An 18,282-nucleotide genomic window follows, 5' to 3' on the forward strand; every position below is an offset into this window, starting at 1 on the left:
TGACACGCAGGAAAGGAGCATTCGTATGGGTTTAAACCGTCAACATCAGCTTCAATTAATCAAAGATATTTTAACCGATCACCAGCTGGATTGCTGCGGGACTGTTGCAGAATATGAACAGGTGGGACGCGTGATTCAATTAATGCTGGCAAAAGAAGATCTGGATGCCGACATTCGTCAGCTGTTAACAGATATTTATGATTACAGCCAAAAGGGCACCTCTGTCAGTTCAATTGATGCACATATCGAGGAGCATCAATCACATCTGTCCGAGTGGGTCGAAAACATTCCACTGTCTTAATGGATGTTTAACCGTTTTAAAAGTGCATTTAGCTCCGCTTGCACTTCTTTTTGCGCCTTTTCATTTCCTTTTCTTTTATGCCAAACGACAAACGATACGGTTTCAGCGAGCACGTACCACGCCATGCGCTTTCGCAAATTGTCCGTCAGCGGGGCGCCGTACATAGAGAGCCAGCTTTCCCAGTTCTCTTCCTCAACATAATGGTATAAAAGCGGTCCAAGATCAATCGCTGGGTCTGCAATCATCGCCCCATCCCAATCGATCAAATAGAGCTGATTTTCATCTGTCAGCAGCCAATTATTATGATTGAGATCACAATGACAGACGACCTTGTCCTCAAAATGGACAGCCTCCACATTCTTCTCTAAATACTGGATTGCACGTGTAATGTCTTGTGAATCAATTTGCTCGTTTAATATGGATTGTTTCAGATGCATCAAAATGGATTCTGGGTCTAGAGAGTGCTTCTCTAATCGCTTCAGCATATCGAGCAATTCTTTTGATGTATGAATTTTTCTTAGCTGTTCTGCTACAGGACGATCATTCATGTCCTTTGGCTTCAGCTCTCTGCCGCTCAGCCAGTGCTGTGCAGTAATCACATCTCCATTTTCCATCCGTTTTGTCCAGACAAGCTTCGGCACAATGCCTTCAGCTGACAAAACCGCAAGAAACGGTGACGTATTGCGTTTTAAAAATAGCTTTTGGTCATTGTGTGTTGCGAAGTACGCATCTCCCGTAGCGCCTCCAGCAGGAGAGATGTGCCATTCGCTACCTAATATTTGTCCCAACCAGTTCATATCAATTTTCAACCCATCATTTCTTAAAATATTTTAAATCTTGCTTTTTTAGTCGACAAAATTCAGCCGATTGAGGATCAATTGGCTGTTTCTTTTTTTATTTATATGATCATAAAAACAAAAAGGACAGCTATTGAGAATGAGATGCTAAACAATAGCCGTCCTATAGATTTTATCGTTACCTTCTTATACTCGTCAAGCAAAACTAAAAAATCAGGACAAGAACCTTATGAAAAAGAAGGCTTTTTTCATGGTTCTTTGACTGCGGATATACCGCAAATTATTTAAGCACGTAATTTTAAGGATCGTTCACTTGCCTTCACAAAGACAGGCGTTGCACCGATCACTTCTCCATCTGCGTGAAATAAGATTTTTTCATCTGCTTCTAAGTACGCTTCCTCATGCTGAAACAGGGTAACCCCCTTCATCCCAAGGTGCTTTCGAAACACCATTGCACTTAGAAACACAAGGACTTTGAATGGATTCAAATCTGTGACAACCATCGTTTGAAAACCTGGCTGCCTTGCACTCACTTCCGGCGCTGCTTCCAGCCCTCCCCCGTAATACGGGTGATTGCAGACAATCACAAACCACACTTGGCGAAAGACTTTCTTCTCATTTTCAATAAATAGCGCAAGATCAAACGGCTTAAACGACCATAAAGAATGGAGAAATGACAGAGGATAGATGATAAAGCCAAACCCCAGCCGTTTCAGCCACTTTTTCCCTCTAAAATACACCGTTTTCCTCAGCACATGTGCGTCAAACCCCACACCGATATGATTGAGAAAGAGAACTGATTGCGGACTTTCGGCATGATCTTGAAAGGAGCCGAGAGAAAATGTTTTGGTGAGCATTCTCTTTTGCTTTTTCACTTCTTTTAAGACATCGTGACGATGAATACCTAGACCCTTCGCAGCATCATTCCAATGACCAGCAGGGACAAAACTAAGCTGTACATGATCGATTTCCTTTAAGCCATTCAGTACTTCATGAATAGTGCCGTCACCGCCAATGACAATTAAGCGCTTCAGCCTGTCATCCTGCATGGCACTGATTTGTCTTGCCAAAACTTCTGCATGACCTTCATGCTGGGTGAGAAACGATCGATAAGAGACCTCCACCTTTTGTAATTCTTTCTCTATGCTCCTCCATGTGCGGAGTCCTTTTCCATGTCCTGCTTCTGGATTAACGATAAAGTACCATTCATTCATATATTAGCTCCACTCAGGTGTCATTTTTCGTGACCTTCCGTCATTTCTTTAATCGAGCCATTCCTGCCTTCTTTTGCTGTCTGATTCACCATAAGCAAGCAATGCTTTTGTCGCCTTAAATTGCTGATGCTTTGTCGGCGCCGTATTTTTCCGCTGCTTTTCAAACCACTCTTCTGCCTTCTTCTTATCGACAACCTCCATCCCGTATGGAACTTCAGGTAAATCAATATATGAGGTTCGGCTGATGAGGATTTTTTTCACAGGAAGATCTACACCACTTTGCTGTAAAATCTTTGACACGACGGTGCCAGAGCGCAGAAGGCTTGCACACGGATTCAACACGGACTGTACAGCTTTGCCAGTCGCCCGTTTTTCCCAAAAACGTTCCTTCGTTCCGATATAGACGCTGTCTGGCTCGGCCTCTAAGAAGGATAAACAGATCACTTCGAGCGGCGTTATGAGTATTGGACATAATTCCATCTCAGCTTTTTGAATGAGCAGCACCGGCTTGTACATCACAAAATAAGAATCCGGAAGCTGTCTTGCAAGCATCCGCAGCTTCTCATCATACCGAATATGATGGGAAACGGTTGAAATATGTGAAATCGTCGAACTCGCCCATTTTAATTGCACCTCGAAGAGGTGATCCTTAAAAAAGTGAATCAGCTGCGTTTCATCGGTAGGAACGTTTCTGAAAACCCCTTGCTCTATATCTGTCGGCTCGTTAAAAAGACGCAGGTCCCGTTCCTTTTTCATATCGGCTTCTTTTTGCTTTCTTTTTAAGGAGAATTTCTTTCTCTTTTCTTCCTCTTGTTCAGGCGCTTGTTGAGGAATTTGGTCAGCCGGTTGCTGCGTCTCCTCTTTTGAAGCCTTTTTTAATTCGTCCCATCTTTGTTTTTTCAACCGATTGAATTGATTGATGTAGTGATACGGGTCCTGTTCATATCGTGATATATAATCTTGGATTTTGATAATTTGCGCCATCTGCTGCTCACTCCAACTTCTAGAATCATTTATGTAGTGTAAATTGTTTGATTGCGTGATAACGAGGGGTTTCCTTCGGACGTATTTCAAATAAAGTGATACGAGAAACCTCCATCACATATGGCTCTTTGCGTAAAGGCGCTTGCTTTTCATAAGAGTCCTCTGCGTTCCATTTGCGCGCGATCGTCATATGCGGATGAAACGGTCTTTTTTCAACAGGGTGTCCTGCTGACAAGACGGCTTCTTTCACCTTTTCTCTTAAGTGCATGAGCGGCTCACTTTCATGAGGCTTTGCAAAAAAGACTCTCGGGCGCTCCTTCGCACCAAACTGCCCTACCTCATTCAGCTCTAGTGGAAACGCAGACGCTTCATTTGAAAGAATGTCAAGCAGCTGGACGATCTTTTTTAAACGCTCTTCTGGAATGGCGCCTAAAAAGACAAGGGTCACATGGTAATCATGTGGTGCTGTCCATTTTTGAAAGTACAGTCCGCTCCTTTGATCAATGTCTTGTTTGATTTGATGCGCAAGTTGTTCAGGGATATGAATCCCTATAAAATAATGACGGCTTTCTGACACATTATCACCTGTCCTTTTTTAACAAACTTTACGAATCCCCATTGATGATAGTATAACTAAAGAAATGCGTAATGAGAAGAAAGGGTGTCATCTGATGAAAGTTGCACAAAATATAGCTGAGCTGATTGGCGATACACCGCTTGTCAAATTACAGCGGCTTCAGCCAGAAAATGCGGCGGCTGTTTACTTAAAGCTGGAATCATTTAATCCCAGTGGAAGTGTAAAAGACCGCGCGGCTTACAATATGATCATCGAAGCAGAAAAACAAGGGAAGCTCACAAAAGGAGCAACCATTATTGAGCCTACGAGCGGGAATACAGGGATTGGTTTAGCCATGAATGCTGCCGCAAGGGGCTACAAAGCCATCCTTGTCATGCCTGATACGATGACAAAGGAAAGAATCAATATTTTGAAGGCATACGGGGCGCAGGTCGTCTTAACCCCAGGAGAAGAAAAAATGCCAGGCTGCATCCGTAAGGCTGAAGAACTGGCTGCTCAAATTCCTCATAGCTTTATTCCCATGCAATTTGACAATAGAGCGAACCCAGATGCACATAGAGGAACAACAGCGGTCGAAATTATGGAAGCCGTAAAACAACTTGGACAGCCTCTTGGAGCCTTTGTCGCAACAGCTGGGACTGGCGGTACTATTACAGGAACTGGAGAGGAATTAAAGAAGGCCTTCCCTCATTTGACCATCCGTGTGGCAGAGCCGAAGGGATCTCCTGTCTTATCTGGCGGGAAACCTGGGAAACATAAGCTCGTTGGCACAAGCCCAGGATTTATCCCCCATATTTTAAACGAGCATGTCTATGATGACATCGTTCAGGTAAGTGACGAAGATGCGTACCACATCACACGGCAGCTCGCTCAGCTTGAAGGAATTTTAGTAGGCCCATCCTCTGGGGCGGCTTGCTATGCAGCCATTGAAACAGCCAAGCAATTGCCGGCAGATCAAATCGTCATCTGTATGACAGCAGATACGGGCGAACGATACTTATCAAGTGATGTTTTTCAAGATTAAAAAAGGAACAGGGCGATGAATCCCTGTTCCTTTTTCTTCATTTTACGGTTAAGACGCTTTGACAGATTTCACCTCAGCCTGCTCCCCTGTGACGAGTAAAGCCTGTTCATCAGTAAGCGGGCATAAATCAAGCGTCTGCTGATGCTTCTCTATGATTAGCTGCGCAGCCTCGCCTAAATAGGCATTGTGCATATGCGGTACTGGATAGCGGCTTATTTCATTGAAAGCTTGAAATGATGAAAGCTCCGGTGCCTTCTTCTGATCATCCATCAGAGAGATATATTCAATGCTTGGCGCCATGATGATACTCCCCGCAGACTCTCCAATATACAGTTTGCCGCTGTTGATTTCTTCTTTCACTACGTCATCGAGACGATGCTTTCTTAATTCCTGCAATAAATAAAAAGTGTTGCCTCCTGACACGTAGATCACATCATTTTGTTTGAGCATCTGTGAGATCTCTTCAGCAGACTGTTCATCTATCTGCACAGTCTCAAGCTGCATCCCTAATTGCTGAAAGGCTTCCTTCGCTGCCTCCACATAGTGTGTGACTTCTTCTACAGCACTTGCCGTTGGAAAGAAAGTCACGCGCTTTCCTTTTAATGATTCACCCGCAAAGTCAGACAAGAGAGAATAGCTGTCTTTGAATGAAGAGCATAAGAACATTTTTTTCACTATGAATCCCCTCTTCTCTTTTCCAATTTCTATTTTGCTAATTCATACATAGCTTGTGCATAAAGAGCTGCTGCTCTTAGTAAGTCATCGATTTCGATATATTCATCCTTCTGATGGGCGCAGTCAGGTCTGCCAGGAAATAGAGGCCCAAAGGCAACGCCAGCTTCTAAAGATCTCGCATACGTTCCTCCCCCAATGGCAATAAGGGTTGCAGGGTCTCCCGTTTGCTCCTCATATACCCGCTGCAAGGTTTTCACAAGCGGATGATCTTTTGAGACGTGATGCGGAGGGCTGTCTTCGAATTTTAGAAGAGACGCTCCTTTTATGCTTTCAATTCCTTTTTTGACGTCCTTGCCGTCTGCTGTTACTGGATAGCGGACATTTAACCCTAGCTTTGCTTCCTCATTCTGTTTATAGCGGATTGTCCCAACATTCAACGTCAGATCCCCACTAATATCATCTTTGCAAGCAATTCCCAGCTTTTGTCCTCTTGTATCTTGATCAAATAAAGCGTTGATTTGGGAAGTAAAGGCAAGTCCCTGCTCATCTAATTCGTATCCGCATAAGAAATTCGCCATATGAATGCCCGCATTTGTCCCATGCGCCGGCTCCATAGCATGAACGGATACCCCTTTTAATGTAAAATGCAGTCCATCTGCTGTGTTCTTTACCTCGCCAAATAATTGATGATCAGCAAGATAGGCTTCGAAGGCTGTTTTTAATGATTCAGCATCGTGTTCCTGTGCAGCAGTCACAGTAGCAGCTGCCTCATCTGGTACCATATTGAGCCTCATACCCGATGTAAATTGCTTCAGCGTATAGCGCTGATGATTCGCTGTTTGTTGATATGTAAATGACACAACCGCATCAATGATCCCTTTTTCCGCATGAATAATCGGAAAATCGGCATCTGGTGCAAATCCAATTTGCGGCATTGCCTCATGCTTGAAATAATGGTCCACACAGCGCCAATCACTTTCTTCATCTGTTCCAATGATCATTCGGATTTTTTTCGACAGCTGCAGACCAGAATCTTTTAAGATCTTCAGCGCATAGAATGCCGCCATGGTTGGGCCTTTATCATCAATAGCCCCGCGTGCAAAGATTTTATTTTCTCTGATGTCAGCTGAAAATGGCGGGGTTGTCCAGCCATCACCAGCAGGCACCACGTCCACATGGCAAAGCACACCTACAATATCTTCGCCTTCCCCATATTCAATATGACCTGCATAGCCATCGACATTCTTGACTGTGAAGCCTTCGTCTTCCCCTTTTTTCAGCATATACTGAAGGGCATCATCGACTTTTTCACCAAATGGCTTTCCTTCTTTGCCGCCTTCTTCATCAAGGACACTTTCAATTTGTAAAAAAGATTGTGTGTCCTTGATCAAGTCGTCTTTTTTTCGTATCACTTCAGCTTCCCAATTCATTTTTTCCATTCCTCCTTGAAAAAAGGTTGCAATCCACCCTTAAAACGAATATTATATTAATTGTTTTGTAATAATGTTCGTAAATGGAGGATTTTATGTTTCAGTTAAAAGAAAATCAAACCAACATAAAGAAAGAAATCATCGCTGGTATGACGACATTTTTTACCATGGTCTATATTGTTGCCGTCAACCCGGGAATTCTTTCAAAAGCAGGCATTCCTTTTGACCAAGTCTTTACTGCAACAATCATCGCTGCTGTCGTCGGTACGCTCTGGATGGCACTATTTGCAAACTATCCGATTGCCATTGCACCAGGCATGGGGCTGAATGTCTATTTCACCTTTACCGTTGTCGGCGGTGGCGGCATCAGCTATCAAACAGCGTTTAGTGCGGTATTTGTTGCTGGTATACTCTTTATTATTTTATCGTTAACATCCCTTAGAAAACAACTGATTCAAGCCATTCCAGATAATTTAAAGTACGGCATTACAGCAGGCATCGGGCTTTTCATTGCATTCATCGGCCTCCGTCAGTCTGGAATCATCGCTGCTGATCCAGAAAACCTTGTGAAGCTTGGCAATTTAAGCTCGCCTGTTGTCATTTTAACGCTTGTCGGCTTAATGATTTCGGTTATTTTAATGGTTCTTCAAATAAATGGTGCACTGTTTATCGGCATGTTAGCAACCACATTGATTGCGCTCGCAACAGGCCAGCTTCATTTCCCTAAAATGCTGATGGACATTCCTGCACTGCCTGAAGGCATGCTGATTACAAATCCAATCGCTGCCTTTGGTGACGTGTTCTCTCATCATTTGTATGCTGTCGTCTTCTCCTTCTTACTGGTGACGATTTTTGATACAACAGGCACTATGATCGGCGTTGCCGAACAAGCCGGATTAATGAAAAATGGCCAGCTGCCAAAAGTGCGCAGAGCCCTGCTCGCTGACTCTGCTGCAACAACGGTTGGTTCTATGTTTGGTACAAGCCCAACCACTGCTTATATTGAATCATCATCAGGAGTTGCTGCTGGCGGAAGAACTGGGCTGACTTCTTTAACAGTCGCTGCATTGTTTATTGTGGCATTATTTTTTGGCCCGCTCGTTCAAGCGATTTCTTCTTTACCATCCATCACATCACCTGTTTTAATCATTGTTGGCTGCTTGATGATGAACTCAGTGTCACGCATTCGCTGGAACGAACTAGATGAAGCATTCCCTGCTTTTCTTGTCATTCTTTCGATGCCGCTGACTTCTAGTATTTCTACAGGGATTTCACTTGGATTTATTTCATATCCGCTTGTGAAATTGGCAAAAGGGAAATGGAGAGAAGTACATGTGCTTGTTCTTATCTTTGCGGTCTTATTTTTCATTCAGCTCTTTTTCTTAGAAGGATAACAGAAACAAAAAAGGCACATCCTAACATGGAATGTGTCTTTTTGCCTTCACTGATTTTTTTATTTTGTAAATTTTCTGTGTTTATTTTTGGACGTTTGGAAGTGTTAGCTTCTTCCGTATCCCCTATGATAATTGGGTTGTAACCGGATTCAAATCATGATATATATCATATTTCATTTCATGAAGACAAGTTTAAAAACACGTAAAGTTGACTTTTTGGTGGAACTAGATGCATAATAACGTGTATAATAGAATAAAACATTAACAAACACGAACATTTACCATTGTTGCATGTCCTTATTTCGCAGTTTTAGTGTAGTAAGTTGTGGTTAGTCAAGTCCATCCGATCTTATTGATAGGGAGTGGTTTTTTGAAACCTTCAACAAACCGTATGATGACTCGAATCAAATCAGTCTATATGTTCATTCAAGAGAAAGGTCTTGTGACGACACAAGAGCTGGTTGATGAATTCGGGATCACACCTAGAACCATTCAAAGAGACTTAAACGTGCTTGCCTATAACGATCTTGTTCATAGTCCAAGCAGAGGCAAATGGGAAACAACGAGAAAAAAAGTAAAAATATCATCTTAAGTGAATAATGAACTGTCCATATAATAAAAAGAACCGGCGATATGCCGGTTCTTTTCTTTTGCAGATTGTTGACAAAGGGCTAAAATGATTTTTATTTTAGCCCTTTGTCTTCTTTTCAGCGTGATAGAAAACCTTTGAAGTCTAGGAAGAACGGCTACTTTTGCGGAGCGAATTGAACATTCGTGAGCACCAGCGCGCAGGACTGACAAAGAATGCGAGGGTTTGTCTACACGCTGATGAACCGGCGATATGCCGGTTCTTTTCTTTTGTTCTTATGTTATTCACGATTCATTAAGCTGTCTAATTCTTCATCCGTCAATTCACGGTACTCTCCAGGTGCTAGATCTTTATCTAAAGAGACAGCCCCCATCGAGAGCCTTTTTAAAAAGATCACTTCATTTCCCACCGCTTGCGCCATCAGCTTCACTTGATGGTACTTCCCTTCAGTAATCGTCAAACGGATGCGTGCATCATCTTCTTCATTCGCATCTACTTCAACCTTCGCCGGCTTCGTGTAATAATCATCTAAGATGACAACGCCCTCTTCAAGACGCTTGATGTCTTGATCTCCTAAAGGATATTTCAAATGAACCTCGTACGTTTTCGGCACATGCTTTTTTGGAGAAAGTAATTGATGAGCAAGCTGTCCATCATTTGTGAGGAGAAGGAGACCGACCGTATCCTTATCAAGTCTCCCCACAGGGAATGGCTCCCTTGCGATATCCTCCGGCTCGAGTAAATCAACAACCGTTTCATCACGCAGATCTTCAGTTGCTGAGATCACCCCGTCAGGCTTATTCATCATTAAGTAAATGAATTCTTTATACTCTACACGCTCTCCATGTACGAGCACTTCATCATTTGATGGATCAACATGATCTTTCACCTGCTTCGCCACTTCTCCATTTACTGTGACAGCCCGGGCCTTGACAAGCTTTTTCACATCTTTTCTTGAACCAAAGCCACTGTTAGCAAGTAATTTATCAAGCCTCATGAATATCTACCTCTTCTTAACTCTTTTTTCTTAAAAATTTCGGCATACGGCTGCCAAGTACACGCTCTAGTAATCCCACCTTATAAGACAAGAACATATATACACCGCCGCCAGTGATCATGGAAATCAAAATGACGATACCTGCTTGTACAATTCCGCCTTCATAAGAAATCACTTGGCTTACAAGTTGACTTGTCACATATGCCACGACAGCCATGATCGCCGTTAAAATACCAATGAGAATAAAACGTTTGAAAATTCTGCGGAACGAATAGCCGGCATGGCGTTTAATCATGATAAACATATACAAGATGGACGCACTGTAGCCTAATGCTGTTGCCAATACAGAACCATTTCCTTGCAGCCAGCTGATCAGCGGGATGTTCAGAACCGTTTTAATAATGATCCCTAACAAAAGACTGACGATGGCAAATTTTTGTTTGTTGATCCCTTGCAGAATCGCTGCATTAATAGTGAATAAAGAAAATAATAATGCAACAGGTGCATACCAGAACAAAATGGAGATCCCAATCTCAGGATGAACAGACGGATAGAAAAACCAATAAACCGGTCCAGCCAATGCAGAGATACCAAATGAAGCAGGCAGCACGAAAAATAGAACGCCTTGCATCGTCTGGTCAATTTGTCTGTTTAATAATTTATAATTTCGTGATGTAAAAGATTCTGTAATAGTTGGAATTAATGTTAAACCAAATGCCGTCGCTAATGATACTGGAATCATTACAAGCTTGGGTAAATATAAAGTAACTATAGAAAGTACTGCAGTACTTATATCTTTAAAACCAGCATTAATCATTGCTTTATTAATAGTATTAGTATCAATGTACGAGTATAGAGGAATGGCTAATCCAACAAAAACATATGGAGCAGCATAACTAAATAACTCAATAAAAATTTTTTTATATCCAAGACCTAAATTTGGTCCAGAATTAGGCTGCATCGCAAGTAATTTATCTTTCCGCTTGATCCAATATACATATAACGTGAATAAACCTCCAAAAGAACCAATCAGAGCAGCAAAAGTAGCATATCCTACTGCGATGACAAGCCCCCCGTTAAGCACCTTTAAGATGACATAAGTTGCCGTCAACAAGAAGATAATTCGGACTATCTGTTCAACAACTTGTGAAACTGCTGTTGGTCCCATCATTTGATGCCCTTGAAAAAAACCACGTATAAGACCCATAATCGGGACAACTAAGAGAGCCAAACTCACCATTCTAATTACATATGTCACCTGATCAACCGTTAGTCCACCAGTTTCGGTTGATCCGCCGAGCTGTATCTCAGCAAAAATTGGGGCTGATAAATATAAGATACTAAAAGCAATGATACCTGAAACAAGCATGACAGACATGCCGGCTCTAAACATTTTCCGTGTTGTCTCAAAGTCACCAATCGCATTATATTTTGAAACAAATTTAGACACTGCTGCTGGAAAACCCAGAGTAGCAATGCTAATGAAAATCGTAAACTGATTGTATCCATATTGGAATAGCGCACCACCAGTTGCTCCAACCATTGCGCTAAATGGAATTAAATAAATCATACCAAGAATACGAGAGAGATACGTCCCTATCGTTAAAACCAACGTACCACGAAGCAGTTTATTAGACATGCGCTTAACCACCATTTTTCTAATGAATATTCAACTTAATTATTTTACCACATCATTTCAACACACAGGTAACAAATCCAATACGGAAGTCACAAAACCAATCAATTCATATTTCAGCCTTCCCTAATCTTCGTTATAATAGAAAAATGACTGAAAGTAGAAAGAGGAATGTAACATGAAACATTATGATGTCATTGTCATTGGCGGCGGACCTTCTGGACTGATGGCCGCGATTGCATCAGCAGAGCACGGTGCGACTGTTCTGTTAATTGACAAAGGAAACAAACTTGGCAGAAAGCTGGCCATTTCTGGCGGAGGACGCTGCAACGTCACCAATCGCCTTCCAGTAGAAGAAATCATCAAGCATATTCCCGGAAACGGCCGTTTTCTATATAGTGCATTTTCTGAGTTCAACAACGAGGATATTATTTCGTTTTTTGAAAACCTTGGCATTGAACTAAAAGAAGAAGACCATGGACGTATGTTCCCTGTCTCAAACAAAGCACAATCTGTTGTGGATGCCCTTCTAGACAGGCTCCGCGCCCTCAATGTCACCATTCGAACGAACGAAAAGATTAAAACGGTTCTGTATCAAGACGGACAAGCAGCTGGAATTGTTACAAATAATGATGAAAAAATTTCAAGTAAGGCTGTCGTTATTGCTGTAGGCGGAAAAAGTGTGCCGCATACCGGCTCTACTGGCGACGGCTATGCATGGGCAGAAGCAGCGGGTCATACCATTACAGAGCTCTTTCCAACAGAGGTACCGGTCACATCAGATGAACGATTTATTAAAGAAAAAGTGCTTCAAGGTCTTTCTTTAAGAAGTGTGGCTGTCAGTGTTTTAAATAAAAAAGGGAAAACCGTCGTCACACATGTCATGGATATGATCTTTACTCACTTTGGTTTATCCGGTCCAGCTGTTCTTAGATGCAGTGGATTTGTTGTGAAAGAATTGAAAAAGCAGCCGGCAGTCCGCCTGCAAATTGACTTATATCCGAAGCTGAATGACGAAGAGCTGTTCCAAAAGCTTCATCGTGACCTAAAAGATGAACCAAAGAAAGCCATTAAAAACGTCCTCAAGTCTTGGATGCAAGAACGCTATTTATTGTTTCTGTTAGAACGGAACGGTATTGATCCACAAGACACATTTTCTGGTCTAGCCAAGGATAAACTGCGTGCATTTGCCCATGATTGCAAACATTTTATTGTTCATGCAAATGGGACGCTATCCTTGGACAAAGCGTTTGTGACAGGAGGCGGCGTTTCTGTGAAGGAAATTGAACCGAAGAAAATGGCGTCTAAAAAAATGCCCGGTCTTTATTTCTGCGGAGAAATTTTAGACATCCATGGCTACACAGGCGGATACAATATCACGTCAGCACTTGTGACAGGCAGGCTTGCCGGCATGAATGCTGCACTAGAAGCAAAGGAGAGAGATCAATGATCAGACGCGCACTACCAATTGTTCTTGCGGTCGTTATCAGTTTGACAGCCGCTATTTTCTTGAAGCTGTCCATTACCCCGTTAAAAGTCGCCATTGTTTTGGCGTTTACCATTTTCGCAGTATGTTTAAAAGAATATGTCTACCGTCTTCGCAAACGAATTGAGGAAAAATCGTCTTCACATATCGATAGTTGATAAATGGAAGCAAAACATGTTACGGTAAAGTGGAGGTCGAGTGAGAAGCTCGCCTCTTTTTGTTTGAAATAAGTTGAGTTAGGGGATATTAAGCAAAATCCTCTGCTTAAACGTGTAGAACAACAGGAGAGTGAGATGGTGTGAAAAAAGTATCAAGTGTATTTTGGATTGTGATTGCGATCACATTTGTTGCCGTGATGTGGGGAGCGTTTTCTCCAGACACACTGCAAAATGTCACAGATCAAATTCAAACATACATTACAAATGACTTTGGCTGGTATTACTTGTTAGTGGTATCACTGCTTGTCGGCTTTTGTCTATTCTTTATCTTTAGCCCAATCGGTAAGATTACGCTAGGAAAACCGGGGGAAGAGCCTGAATTTGGTCTATTTTCTTGGTTTGCGATGCTATTTAGTGCCGGTATGGGAATTGGTCTTGTTTTTTACGGAGCAGCTGAACCGATCAGCCACTATGCCATTCAGTCACCAACAGGTGAGACTGAAACTGCGCAGGCATTCCGCGATTCCCTTCGCTATACATTTTTCCACTGGGGGCTTCATGCATGGGCTATTTATGCCATTGTTGCACTTTGCATTGCTTACTTTAAATTTAGAAAAGATGCACCTGGCTTAATCAGTGCAACGTTGCAGCCCGTTTTAGGAAATAAAATTCACGGATGGATCGGTAAAACCATTGATTGTATTGCGGTATTTGCAACTGTAGTTGGTGTTGCAACAAGCCTAGGATTAGGCGCGGCACAAATAAATGGTGGATTGAATTACCTCTTTCATATTCCAATTGCCTTTAGCACACAATTGATCATTATCATCATTGTGACGGTGCTTTTCCTTGCATCAGCTTTAAGCGGGATTGGAAAAGGCATTAAATACTTAAGTAATATCAACATGGTATTAGCAGCTGTTCTGATGTTTTTCTTACTTTTGGTAGGTCCAACTGTTTTTATCTTAAACTCATTTACTGACTCGATTGGACAATACTTATCCAATATCGTTCAAATGAGCTTCCGGCTATCTCCAAATGATCCTGAAAAGAGAGAATGGATTAATGGATGGACGATCTTTTATTGGGCTTGGTGGATTTCTTGGGCACCATTTGTCGGAATCTTTATCGCTAGAGTGTCACGCGGACGAACGATTCGTGAATTTTTAGTGGGTGTCTTAGTTGCCCCTTCTATCCTAGTCTTCCTTTGGTTCTCGATTTTCGGTGTATCTGCGATGGACTTACAGCAAAAGAATATTGTCGATGTTGCAGGTCTTTCAACAGAAACGATGCTCTTCGGTGTGCTTAATGAATATCCGCTGGCGATGATTACATCGATACTAGCACTCATATTAATCGCCGTATTCTTTATTACATCGGCTGATTCAGCTACATTTGTGCTTGGAATGCAGACAACCTACGGATCATTGAATCCTTCTGGCAGTGTCAAAGTCAGCTGGGGCATTATCCAATCTGCTGTTGCTGCTGTGCTTTTATTTTCAGGGGGACTTGAAGCCCTGCAAAATACGGCCAAGCTCGCAGCCTTGCCGTTCTCCGTTGTCATCATATTGATGATTGTCTCGCTGTATAAATCACTAAATGATGAACGAAGAATCATCAAACAAGCCAATCAAGTCAATAAACCAAGAAGTCCAAGAGTAAAAAAAGCATAATCGCAAGCGAGAAAAAGCCGTTCCTCATCCGAACGGCTTTTTTCTATATAAACAATTTAAGATTGTCTCGAGCTTGAGGATTCCTTTAAAATAGTGTTGAATCATTACTTTCTACATAATGGAGATTTATATGACGTTACCTACGTTCAAGTACAACCCAGACCCAGTTTTGTTAAACGTGATTAAAAAAGAGCATACGACATGTCCTGTTTGTGAGAAAGAAAGAGATTATGTGTACCATGGCCCTTTTTATGCTGTTGAAGATGTGGAGGGAATTTGTCCTTGGTGCATTAAAGATGGATCAGCTGCTAAAAAATACAATGGAACCTTTCAAGACGATGCGAGCTGTGATGACGTCGATCATGAGGAATATATCGATGAGCTGATCTTCAGAACGCCAGGCTATCGCGGATGGCAGCAGGAATATTGGTTAAGTCATTGCGGAGATTTTTGCGCAATCGTCCAGTATGTCGGCTGGAAAGAGATTGAACATCTAGAGGAAGAACTCGCCGAGGATATCGAAGACATTTGCAGCGGCGAAGGATTAACGAAAGAAAACCTAAAGCAATGGCTTGTCAACGGAGGAGACTTACAAGGCTACCTCTTCCAATGTGTTCACTGCCAAAAGCACCGTTTATATATTGACGCCAGCTAACCAAAGAAAAAGGACCCTTCAAGCAGGTCCTTTTTTGGATGCCGTCTATTTTTTATATAAAATGAGTGCAGAAAAACAGTAGAGCTGTTCCCCTCCCTGCTCACAGATCACCGCTACATTGTACTTGATGTCAATGATTTGGTCGTCATCCATTCCTTTTAAAAAATGATTGATTTCGCTCTGCAAATCTTTCTCATGCTCTTCATCAAATACAGCTACCTTTAGCACCTATGCCACTCTCCCTTCTCTCGCTACTCTATCTTTATGCACATAGAGAGAGGCATATGAACAAAAAACCTTTCATCGTTAAAATGAAAGGCCTTCTGTTTACAGCTTCGGTTTTGTTTCTCCTGTCCAAGCAAGCATCCCGCCAACGACATTAGTCGCTTGGTAGCCTTGATCTTCTAGGTAATAGCAGACATTTTCACTACGTTTACCAGAGCGGCAAATAATATAATATTCCTGCGTTTGATCGAATGCATCCAGCTTCTCAGGGATATCGCCCATTCGAATGTGGATTGCTTCCGGGATCATGCCTTCTGCTACCTCTTCATCCTCACGTACATCGACAAGCTGAATGGCGTCTTCCTGCTCTAGCTTTTGTTTTAATTCTTCTATTGAAATTTCTTTCACTGACACGACTCTCATCTCTCCTTTTCATCACGGTGACATCATTATAACAAATGATTCACTTCACTGCGTATTCACCCGCTTCGATTGAAGGAAAGACGGCAGCCGCTTCTTCACTTCGGCTGTCTCGTGCTCACTTTCAAACTCTACCTTTTTAAAGACTTGATAGGCCAGCCACATATGACCGTAGGCCAGTATGCTCACGCTGAAAAATGGCACGATTCCTGGTAAATAAGCAAACAGAACAAACAGCACAGCCGAGAAAACAAGCATAGAGAGTGTATATTGCAAGTATGAGATACCGAGCAGAAGAGAGAATTTCAGATAGAGACGTTTTTTCCAATCGTAATGCGCAAGCAGCGGAAAAATATAAAATAAGCTCACAATAAACAGAAAACCGAAAATATATATAGCAAAGCGGAGCACATGTAAGAGCCAGCTCGTCGGATAGATATAAGCAAGGTCGACATAAATAATCGTTCCAATGATGAATAGCACCACTCCAATGATGTTAGAGCGTACAAACTCCTCCCTGAATACCTTCCAAAAAGTGCGGAATACATTGACTTGCTCATGTCCTTGAATCCACTTTCTCATCACGGAAAATAACGCAGTGGTCGCAGGCATCAGGCCAAAGATGCCAAGCCCTAGGATGGTGAACAAAAGCCATAACAAATTCGTATAGGCAAGCCTCATCACCCACTCACACATCCTCAGCATTCTGCTCATTGAACCATCATGATCCATCTCTTTCCCCTCCTCTCTTTCTCTTTACACCGTCTCTTTATGAAATAATTCATCGATTTCAATTGGACGCTTTTCTGTGACAGAGCGCCACATGCCTTCCCCAAGAGCAATCGAATAAGCTCCAGCCTCTGCTCCTGCTAAGATATCATAATGAATCAAGGGATCTTTTCCTATAAATAAATCAGCCAAAAGCAGAGGATCTCCTCCGCCATGTCCGCCTGGCTGCTTGACGACTTCAATCGTCTCCTTTGATCCAAACATCGGGTAATAAGAAATTGTTTGTTCTGGGAATTGAAAAGGAATTCTTGATGGCACATGAAACTCATTTGTTTCGATACGCCCCTTCGTCCCATTAATGGCAAGACGATAGCCTTCATATGGGGCTGAGAATTGAATCGAGTAGCTGAGCAAAGCCCCTTGGTCATAAGCGACCGACGCCACATATGTATCCTCAATATCAATTTCCTCATCAAAAATGCAGGCATCCGGACGATAATTTGAGTACTGCTGCGTTTGCTCCTGACCGGATTCAATATGGTCGTCCTCCACCTTCGAACGCTCAACCCGCGGATTCCACCTTGCTTCATAATGACATATATCCTTCACATGACATGTTCCGCAAAATCTATTTTCCTCCCCCTGCAAGGGATTCCAAGGGCTTTCGCTGCCGTAATAGTTCAGCGCCCCGTAGGCAAATACTTGCTTCGGTTTTTGATCAATCCACCAGTTGACCAAATCAAAATGATGCGTCGACTTATGAATGGACAGCCCGCCAGAAAATTGTCGTGTGCGGTTCCACCTTTTGAAATAACTAGCACCATGATACGTATCAATGAGCCAGCTCAGTTCAACAGAAGTGACCCTTCCAATTTTCCCGTCTAATATAAGTTCTTTTACCTTTCGATGGAAAGGATTGTAGCGATAATTAAAGGTGACCGTGACCTTCCCTTTACTTTCCGCCTCTTTTTCCATCACTTTTTTGGCGTCTTTTGCTGTTGTCACCATCGGTTTTTCAGTGATGACATCTAGATCATGGTCAAGTGCCTGCATGATATACGTGACATGTGTGTCATCCCTGCCTGCCACAATGACGATATCTGGGTTTGCTTCTTTGACCATCTGTTCAAATGCATTTTCATGAAAAAACGAAACGCCCCGGAGTGATGGAAAACGCTCCTGACAAAGTGTATACCGCTGATGATCTATATCTAGGAGCCCTGTAATCCGATAATGCTCTTTGAAATCCTCTGTGAGCGGTTTAATAAACATATTAAACGCACGATGACTCAGCCCGCATATCACGACCCGTTTCACA

The 18,282-nt window shown here is 42.4% G+C and carries 20 protein-coding genes; 8 read left to right on the top strand and 12 right to left on the bottom strand.

Annotated elements, in window-relative coordinates; genetic code table 11:
• Window positions 1-25: 25 nt before the first annotated feature.
• The gene (locus ACLGGR_RS15970) at window positions 26-301 is read left to right on the top strand and encodes a YtzH-like family protein (protein WP_024424867.1); all 276 of its coding nucleotides are present in this window, start codon (window positions 26-28) and stop codon (window positions 299-301) included.
• Here ACLGGR_RS15970 and ACLGGR_RS15975 read toward each other — a convergent pair.
• The 4 genes from ACLGGR_RS15975 to thpR form a co-directional block, all read right to left on the bottom strand.
• On the bottom strand, window positions 298-1,098 hold the full coding sequence (locus tag ACLGGR_RS15975) for a phosphotransferase family protein (protein ID WP_410973441.1): 801 nt from the start codon (window positions 1,096-1,098) through the stop codon (window positions 298-300). The two genes, ACLGGR_RS15970 and ACLGGR_RS15975, sit on opposite strands and share 4 nt — an antisense overlap.
• 284 nt (window positions 1,099-1,382) lie before the next feature.
• A complete protein-coding gene (locus tag ACLGGR_RS15980; protein ID WP_410973442.1) occupies window positions 1,383-2,312 on the bottom strand; it encodes a YegS/Rv2252/BmrU family lipid kinase in 930 nt (309 codons plus the stop codon).
• 48 nt (window positions 2,313-2,360) lie between these two features.
• Window positions 2,361-3,296 carry a hypothetical protein gene (locus ACLGGR_RS15985; protein WP_142945660.1) on the bottom strand — a complete coding sequence of 312 codons (936 nt, stop codon included), beginning with the start codon at window positions 3,294-3,296 and terminating at the stop codon, window positions 2,361-2,363.
• 25 nt (window positions 3,297-3,321) lie between these two features.
• Complete coding sequence (thpR, locus tag ACLGGR_RS15990; RefSeq protein ID WP_410973443.1) at window positions 3,322-3,873, bottom strand: RNA 2',3'-cyclic phosphodiesterase; 552 nt, start codon at window positions 3,871-3,873, stop codon at window positions 3,322-3,324.
• 94 nt (window positions 3,874-3,967) lie between these two features.
• On the opposite strand from thpR, the gene cysK reads away from it, so the two are divergent.
• Window positions 3,968-4,897 carry a cysteine synthase A gene (gene cysK, locus ACLGGR_RS15995; RefSeq protein ID WP_046312104.1) on the top strand — a complete coding sequence of 310 codons (930 nt, stop codon included), beginning with the start codon at window positions 3,968-3,970 and terminating at the stop codon, window positions 4,895-4,897.
• Between the two features lie 48 nt (window positions 4,898-4,945).
• Here the strand turns inward: cysK and ACLGGR_RS16000 are convergent, their stop codons facing one another.
• Complete coding sequence (locus ACLGGR_RS16000; RefSeq protein ID WP_251216349.1) at window positions 4,946-5,572, bottom strand: Type 1 glutamine amidotransferase-like domain-containing protein; 627 nt, start codon at window positions 5,570-5,572, stop codon at window positions 4,946-4,948.
• Between the two features lie 29 nt (window positions 5,573-5,601).
• Window positions 5,602-7,002: a dipeptidase PepV gene (gene pepV, locus ACLGGR_RS16005; RefSeq protein WP_410973444.1), complete on the bottom strand. Its 1,401-nt coding sequence runs from the start codon at window positions 7,000-7,002 to the stop codon at window positions 5,602-5,604.
• Between the two features lie 95 nt (window positions 7,003-7,097).
• Between pepV and ACLGGR_RS16010 the strand changes: the two genes are divergently transcribed.
• Window positions 7,098-8,396, top strand: coding sequence for an NCS2 family permease (locus tag ACLGGR_RS16010; RefSeq protein WP_142945665.1), 1,299 nt, complete (start codon window positions 7,098-7,100; stop codon window positions 8,394-8,396).
• Between the two features lie 370 nt (window positions 8,397-8,766).
• A complete protein-coding gene (locus tag ACLGGR_RS16015) occupies window positions 8,767-8,988 on the top strand; it encodes a DeoR family transcriptional regulator (protein ID WP_008356419.1) in 222 nt (73 codons plus the stop codon).
• A gap of 277 nt (window positions 8,989-9,265) precedes the next feature.
• Here ACLGGR_RS16015 and ACLGGR_RS16020 read toward each other — a convergent pair whose 3' ends face one another.
• Together ACLGGR_RS16020 and ACLGGR_RS16025 are read right to left on the bottom strand one after the other, a co-directional pair.
• On the bottom strand, window positions 9,266-9,982 hold the full coding sequence (locus ACLGGR_RS16020; protein WP_410973445.1) for a pseudouridine synthase: 717 nt from the start codon (window positions 9,980-9,982) through the stop codon (window positions 9,266-9,268).
• Window positions 9,983-9,998: 16 nt separating this feature from the next.
• Window positions 9,999-11,621, bottom strand: a complete 1,623-nt coding sequence (locus ACLGGR_RS16025) for a putative polysaccharide biosynthesis protein (protein WP_410973446.1) — start codon at window positions 11,619-11,621, stop codon at window positions 9,999-10,001.
• 175 nt (window positions 11,622-11,796) lie between these two features.
• Between ACLGGR_RS16025 and ACLGGR_RS16030 the strand changes: the two genes are divergently transcribed.
• From ACLGGR_RS16030 to ACLGGR_RS16045, 4 genes are all read left to right on the top strand, one after another.
• Window positions 11,797-13,068 carry a BaiN/RdsA family NAD(P)/FAD-dependent oxidoreductase gene (locus tag ACLGGR_RS16030; RefSeq protein WP_410973447.1) on the top strand — a complete coding sequence of 424 codons (1,272 nt, stop codon included), beginning with the start codon at window positions 11,797-11,799 and terminating at the stop codon, window positions 13,066-13,068.
• Window positions 13,065-13,262, top strand: coding sequence for a hypothetical protein (locus ACLGGR_RS16035; protein ID WP_142945670.1), 198 nt, complete (start codon window positions 13,065-13,067; stop codon window positions 13,260-13,262). The genes ACLGGR_RS16030 and ACLGGR_RS16035 overlap by 4 nt, the downstream gene beginning before the upstream one ends.
• Window positions 13,263-13,402: 140 nt before the next feature.
• Window positions 13,403-14,935 carry a glycine betaine transporter OpuD gene (gene opuD / locus ACLGGR_RS16040; protein WP_142945671.1) on the top strand — a complete coding sequence of 511 codons (1,533 nt, stop codon included), beginning with the start codon at window positions 13,403-13,405 and terminating at the stop codon, window positions 14,933-14,935.
• A 130-nt stretch (window positions 14,936-15,065) separates the two neighbouring features.
• Window positions 15,066-15,590, top strand: a complete 525-nt coding sequence (locus ACLGGR_RS16045; protein ID WP_410973448.1) for a CbrC family protein — start codon at window positions 15,066-15,068, stop codon at window positions 15,588-15,590.
• A gap of 45 nt (window positions 15,591-15,635) precedes the next feature.
• On the opposite strand, the gene ACLGGR_RS16050 is transcribed toward ACLGGR_RS16045, so the two are convergent.
• From ACLGGR_RS16050 to ACLGGR_RS16065, 4 genes are all read right to left on the bottom strand, one after another.
• Window positions 15,636-15,818: a sporulation protein Cse60 gene (locus tag ACLGGR_RS16050; RefSeq protein ID WP_024424881.1), complete on the bottom strand. Its 183-nt coding sequence runs from the start codon at window positions 15,816-15,818 to the stop codon at window positions 15,636-15,638.
• A gap of 99 nt (window positions 15,819-15,917) precedes the next feature.
• Window positions 15,918-16,229, bottom strand: coding sequence for a rhodanese-like domain-containing protein (locus ACLGGR_RS16055; protein WP_024424882.1), 312 nt, complete (start codon window positions 16,227-16,229; stop codon window positions 15,918-15,920).
• A 54-nt stretch (window positions 16,230-16,283) separates the two neighbouring features.
• Window positions 16,284-16,967 carry a YesL family protein gene (locus tag ACLGGR_RS16060; RefSeq protein ID WP_142945676.1) on the bottom strand — a complete coding sequence of 228 codons (684 nt, stop codon included), beginning with the start codon at window positions 16,965-16,967 and terminating at the stop codon, window positions 16,284-16,286.
• 24 nt (window positions 16,968-16,991) lie between these two features.
• Window positions 16,992-18,281 carry a Gfo/Idh/MocA family protein gene (locus ACLGGR_RS16065; RefSeq protein WP_410973449.1) on the bottom strand — a complete coding sequence of 430 codons (1,290 nt, stop codon included), beginning with the start codon at window positions 18,279-18,281 and terminating at the stop codon, window positions 16,992-16,994.
• Window position 18,282 lies beyond the last annotated feature (1 nt).

It is taken from the genome of Bacillus sp. BD48 (genome assembly GCF_046566805.1).
GTDB lineage: Bacteria > Bacillota > Bacilli > Bacillales > Bacillaceae > Bacillus > Bacillus safensis.